This is a genomic window from Synechococcus sp. R3-13, from assembly GCF_047462195.1.
In the GTDB taxonomy this organism is placed as follows: Bacteria; Cyanobacteriota; Cyanobacteriia; order Thermostichales; family Thermostichaceae; genus Thermostichus.
Map to the genome: position 1 here is coordinate 1 of NZ_JANSIO010000241.1, position 5,158 is coordinate 5,158.

General features: G+C 59.5%; 6 protein-coding genes. 4 read left to right on the top strand and 2 right to left on the bottom strand.

Annotated features, from left to right (window positions below; all coding sequences use genetic code 11):
* The coding region (locus NW856_RS07500) for a hypothetical protein (RefSeq protein ID WP_414399693.1) at nucleotides 1–334 on the bottom strand (334 nt) is incomplete at its 3' end.
* Nucleotides 335–492: 158 nt separating this feature from the next.
* Between NW856_RS07500 and NW856_RS07505 the strand changes: the two genes are divergently transcribed.
* From NW856_RS07505 to NW856_RS07515, 3 genes are all read left to right on the top strand, one after another.
* Nucleotides 493–1,647: a homocysteine biosynthesis protein gene (locus NW856_RS07505; RefSeq protein ID WP_414374343.1), complete on the top strand. Its 1,155-nt coding sequence runs from the start codon at nucleotides 493–495 to the stop codon at nucleotides 1,645–1,647.
* 389 nt (nucleotides 1,648–2,036) lie between these two features.
* The gene (locus NW856_RS07510) at nucleotides 2,037–2,525 is read left to right on the top strand and encodes a thermonuclease family protein (protein ID WP_414355438.1); all 489 of its coding nucleotides are present in this window, start codon (nucleotides 2,037–2,039) and stop codon (nucleotides 2,523–2,525) included.
* 105 nt (nucleotides 2,526–2,630) lie between these two features.
* Nucleotides 2,631–3,329, top strand: a complete 699-nt coding sequence (locus NW856_RS07515; RefSeq protein ID WP_414399694.1) for a cofactor assembly of complex C subunit B — start codon at nucleotides 2,631–2,633, stop codon at nucleotides 3,327–3,329.
* 3 nt (nucleotides 3,330–3,332) lie between these two features.
* Here NW856_RS07515 and bchI read toward each other — a convergent pair whose 3' ends face one another.
* On the bottom strand, nucleotides 3,333–4,391 hold the full coding sequence (gene bchI / locus NW856_RS07520) for a magnesium chelatase ATPase subunit I (protein ID WP_414374395.1): 1,059 nt from the start codon (nucleotides 4,389–4,391) through the stop codon (nucleotides 3,333–3,335).
* 388 nt (nucleotides 4,392–4,779) lie between these two features.
* On the opposite strand from bchI, the gene NW856_RS07525 reads away from it, so the two are divergent.
* Nucleotides 4,780–5,124 carry a DUF4168 domain-containing protein gene (locus NW856_RS07525; protein WP_414331953.1) on the top strand — a complete coding sequence of 115 codons (345 nt, stop codon included), beginning with the start codon at nucleotides 4,780–4,782 and terminating at the stop codon, nucleotides 5,122–5,124.
* The last annotated feature ends 34 nt before the right edge of the window (nucleotides 5,125–5,158 follow it).

Genomic DNA, 5,158 nt, shown 5'->3' on the forward strand with positions numbered 1-5,158 from the left:
GAATCGGCAGCGTCAACTGGCCAAGCCAGATGGCCCACCCCCCCACCCCCCGCAACAGCAGCGCCAGCCCCAGCCCCAAAAGCAGCGCCAACCCCGTTGCCAACAGAGCGATTCTGAGGCTGAGCAACAGGGATCCCCCGACTTCCGCATCCCGCAGCAGCTCCCCATACCCCTGCAGGGTAAACCCCCTCTCGCCCAGGCCGTAGAGGCCCACACTCTGGGCCAGAGCCAGCAGCAGCCCCCCGCCGTAGAGCAGGCCCACCAACCCCAACGCCGGCAAAAGCGGCCCATACTGCTGGAACCCCCCAAATCCCCGTCCATTTAAGCTATTCATTGAGCCAGCCCCAAGAGTTGCCTCACGAGGAAATTCAAGATGGGGGCGGATCCCTCCTTAAGAGAGGAAAGAGCAGTGGGTAGTGAGAAGGAAGTATGCTCACGCCTCTTATTCCTCCACACCGCCAACGCGACCAACCATTGCGATCTTCACATCCCATGGAGAGAACCCTAGACCAGATTAACCAACGCATTGCCAAAGGCCAGGCGCGGGTGTGGACGGCCCTGGAAGCCAAAGCCAAGCTGGCCACCTTGGGGATCCAGGAAGCCTTTGAGCAGGTGGATGTGATCACCACCGGCACCTTTGAGCCAATGGAGTCTTCAGGAGCCATTGTGAACCTGGGCCATACGGATCCGCCCATCAAGATTCGCCAAGCTTGGCTGAACGGGGTACCGGCCTATGCCGGATTTGGCGCGGTGGATCTTTACCTGGGGGCAGCCCAACCCAGCGAGCAAGCGGATCAAGCCTATGGGGGCGGCCATGTCATTGCCGACCTGGTGGCGGGCAAGCGCGTCCATTTGCGGGCCATCGGCCAAGTGACCGATTGTTACCCCCGCGCCGACTACGAGACCACCCTGACTCGGGATCAGCTCAACCAGTTTTACCTGTTCAACCCCCGCAATGCCTACCAAAACTTCATCGTCGGGGTGAACGGCGGGGATCGGCCTTTGTACACCTACTTGGGTCTGTTGGAACCGCATCTGGGCAATGCCGTCTATTCCAACCCGGGAGAGCTATCCCCCTTGTTGAACGATCCCCTGTTGCGCCGGGTGGGGATCGGCAGCCGCATCTTTTTGGGAGGCGGCATCGGCTACGTCGCCTGGGAGGGCACCCAACACTTTCCGCTGCAAAAGCGATTGCCCAACCAAACTCCCATCGGCCCGGCGGCCACTCTAGCCCTGATTGGGGATGCCAAGCAAATGCAGGCGGAATGGGTGAGGGGCTGCTACTTCCGCAACTACGGCCCCAGCTTGATGTTGGGGGTCGGGATCCCCATTCCCATCCTCGCTCCTGCGGATTTGGAGGCCATCGCCATCCGGGATGAAGAACTGGTGGCACCGGTGATCGACTTTTCCATTCCCCGCCGGGTGCGGCCCACCTTTGGCTTGGTGAGCTATGCCCAGCTCAAATCCGGCCAGATCACCCTCAATGGCCGCAAGGTTCGCACTGCCCCTCTGGCCAGCCTGCGCCGCTCCATGCAAATTGCCGAAATCCTCAAGCAATGGATAGAAAGCGGCCAATTCACCCTTACCCAACCCGTCGCTCCCCTGCCCCTGGATCGGGAGTTTCTCTCCCAAAATCCCCTCGGCTAGACGGATCCTGAATTCCCACCTGCCAAACAGCCTCTCCAGAGAAAGAGACCAGCCCAATCCCCATTCAAGGCTGAGAAACATCAGCGACAAATCCGCCCGGCAATTGCGGGAAGAGCTGGAGGAACTGGAGAAAAGTCAGCAGAAATGGCGCAGTCGCCTGGGAACCTTGGGCAACCCAACCCCCAGCAGATCTGCAGAATTACTGCCGGCTGGGATCCCTTCCAAACCTGCGGCGGGGTTGTTTTCTAGACAGTTGCCGCTACCATTACGCTTTAAGTGTTGCCACCGGAAACTCCCCGGCGGGAAAAAGAGAGGGGGCCGTGTCCAAAGTGGGAGATAAGGTCATGTTCCAGCGTATTGCTCTCGGCTCTGCTGCATTGGGATTGCTTATGACCATACCCGTCCTTCCCGGCCACGGGTTTGGAGAGCCTCGGGTCGTTCCCGATACCCCGTTCTACTTCGACAACCACCGCTTCGATCGCTACCCAGATGCGGTTGTGGTGCGGGTGGTCAACGGCGACACCCTAGTGGTGCAAATCGAAGGGGAACAGAAGATGCGCCTAATCCGGTTGGCCGGGATCGAGGGTCTCAGCCCGGAAGAAAACCCCTATTACCAGCAAGCCATTGAACTGATGCGGGAGCGCATCCTCTACCGCACCGTCAAGCTGGAAGGGGATAAGTTGCTGCGCAACGTAGATGCTACGGGCTTGGTGGAGGCCTATGTCTGGTTAGAAGGCCATCAGATGAACGCCATGTTGGTGCGCAATGGCCTGGCCCGCATCATCCCCTACAGCCACAACATCAAGTACGACAGCTACTACGGTGGCCTACAAGAAAAAGCCCAGCAGGAGCGCCTTGGCATTTGGAGCCGTCTCTGAGTTGGCTTTATACTGAACTTCAGTTCTTTAATCTTCAAGGGAGCAGAGAGGAAAGAGCTTCTCCCTTCTCTCCCGTTACTTCCTCTAGGTTATGCCTAGCCTGCCTTGACGGTTGAACCCACTCCAGCCCCCAGGGATCCCAATCGCTGGGTAAGGCGGCTGCCTCTGGTGACCGGCCTTTTGGGCAGTGTCCTTTTGGTTATTAATCGACTGGCCTTTACGCCGGAATTGCTCACCAGCCAGTCCCGCTCAGATGCCTTGGGGATCCTCCTCAGCGCTGTTTTGATCTTGACCGGCCTGCTGTGGCAGCAGATCCAGCCTCTTCCGCCCCAAACGGCCCCCCTGCAAGGGATCCCCGGCTGTGATTGGCATCCCGATCTTTCTGAAAGCGAGAAACTGGAGCTGGCTTGGGCCTCCCATACCCTGCTCAGCACCACTGCCGCCCGCACCGTGGTGATCTGGGTGGGTGGGCGAACCCTCCTGCAACGGGGGATCCTGGCCAACCCCGGCCAGATGCCCTCCATTCAGCCCAAGAGCGTTTTGCAGCGGGTTTTGCAAACGGGGCGACCCGTCTATCTGGTGGATCTCAAGCTGTTCCCGGCCCGCGCCGAGTTCGATGGCCTGTTGCCCCCCGGATCCCAGGCCGTGCTGTGCCAGCCCATCGGCCAGCGAGGGTGCTTAATTTTGGGGAGCGATACCCCACGCAGCTTCAGCCGGCAGGAGCAAGCCTGGATTGCCGCCATTGCCGACAAGCTAGCAGCCACCCTACTCCCCTCTCCCCCTGGGGGAGGGGCTGGGGGGTGAGGGCTAGGCGGCGCTCTCTAGGCTCACCTGGAACACTTCGCTGAAGGCTTTTTCCACCTTGTAGCCGGAGTCGATGGTTTCCAAGGGATCCTTGCGCAGGCGGTGGCGCAAACACAGGCTGATCACCCGACGGATATCGGCGACGGTGACCTCACTGCGCCCCTCTAGAGCTGCCAGGGCTTTGGCAGCCCGGTTGGTTACAATGTCTCCGCGCAGTCCATCCACCTCCAAAGCCGCGCATACCCCAGAGATCTTCAAGCGCAAGTCGGGATCCACTGCCACGGTGGGCAAAAGATGTTGGGCTTTTTCGATGCGCTCCCGCAGGCGCTGCTGGGAATCGGCATACTTGGCCAAAAAAGCCTGGGGATCGGCGTCGAACTGGCTGCGCTCCTCCACGATCCGCACCCGCAGGGCGGCATCTCGCACCGTTTCGATCTGGACAAACATGCCAAAGCGATCCAGCAGTTGAGGCCGCAATTCCCCCTCTTCCGGGTTGCCGGATCCCACCAGCACAAACCGAGCCGGATGACGAATGGAAATGCCCTCCCGTTCCACGGTGTTCCAGCCTGAGGCCGCCGCATCCAGCAACACATCCACCAAGTGGTCATCCAGCAAATTGACTTCATCCACGTAAAGGATGCCTCGATTGGCCTTGGCCAACAGCCCCGGCTCAAAAGCCTTCACCCCCTGAGCTAAGGCCCGCTCAATGTCGAGAGTGCCACACACTCGGTCTTCTGTTGCCCCCAAGGGCAGATCCACCATCGGCACCTGGATCCAAGTGCTTTCCAGCGTTTCTCCCGCCTGCAGGCGCTCCCACACTTGATCGCTCATCAAGTCCCGCTGCCGCGGGTGGCTGTTGAAGGGATCCCCTTTCACCACCTCGATCTGGGGCAGCAGGTCGGCCAAAGCGCGAATGGTGGTGGACTTGCCCGTGCCGCGATCCCCCATGATCAGCACCCCGCCAATGCGCGGGTCGATCACGTTGAGGAGCAAGGCCAATTTCATCTCCTCTTGGCCGACGATGGCCGTAAACGGGAAAACCGGGCGACGTTCCAAATGCATAGGGGCAATAACCAACAATTCATCCCCATTATCCCAGAGGCCACTCCCTTCTGGGTGTCAGATAGGCTGGAAAGGGACTGGAACTGGAACCTAAAGACCAGTTTTCGGTCAAATGGAAAAGCAAGCTCAGTTGTCAGCGTGGACGACGCCCTGGGCTTTCACAGAGAGGAGCAGATAGGATCGAAGCCCGCGGGGTTCATCAGAGTGTTGAACCGGCGTGGGGCCGAAAGCTCACAAAAACCCTAGGCAACCTGAGCAACAGTTGGCGGGTGGGGAGACATCAGCGGTGTCAGGCAAAGCAAGTCGGAGACGGTGGACGGCATTTCCAATCCAAAGCGTGGCCCAAAAAGGGCTGGTGGGTTTGATCTGGGTTTGCACTTGGATCCCTGTGCTGACTGTTTCTCTGGCCGTGGCTCAAACCCCCACCACCTCTGTGGTGTTGAGCGATGAGCAGGTAACAATGTACGCCCGTATCGTCTTGGAGATGGAGCCCCACCGGCAAGAGGCCCAAAAGCGCTCCCAAGCCACAAACGACCCAGCCAGCAAAGATCAAATCCGGCGAGAATTCATCCGCACCGCGACCGAGATCATCACTCGCCACGGTATGACTGTGCCTGACTACAACCGCATTACACTCTTGATCCGCTCCGAAGAGGGCAAAGCTTTGCAACAGCGCATTGAGGCCGAAATTCTCCGCCTGCAAAGCGAGGATCCCCAACCGCCAGTCCGATAAAAGTAAACTACCCGACACCCGCGCTACGCGCAGG

Bases quoted from the DNA above. Each gene is read 5' to 3' on its own strand.
- NW856_RS07510 (WP_414355438.1), top strand. From the start codon at position 2,037: ATGACCATACCCGTCCTTCCCGGCCACGGGTTTGGAGAGCCTCGGGTC.
- bchI (WP_414374395.1), bottom strand. From the start codon at position 4,391: ATGCATTTGGAACGTCGCCCGGTTTTCCCGTTTACGGCCATCGTCGGC.
- NW856_RS07505 (WP_414374343.1), top strand. From the start codon at position 493: ATGGAGAGAACCCTAGACCAGATTAACCAACGCATTGCCAAAGGCCAG.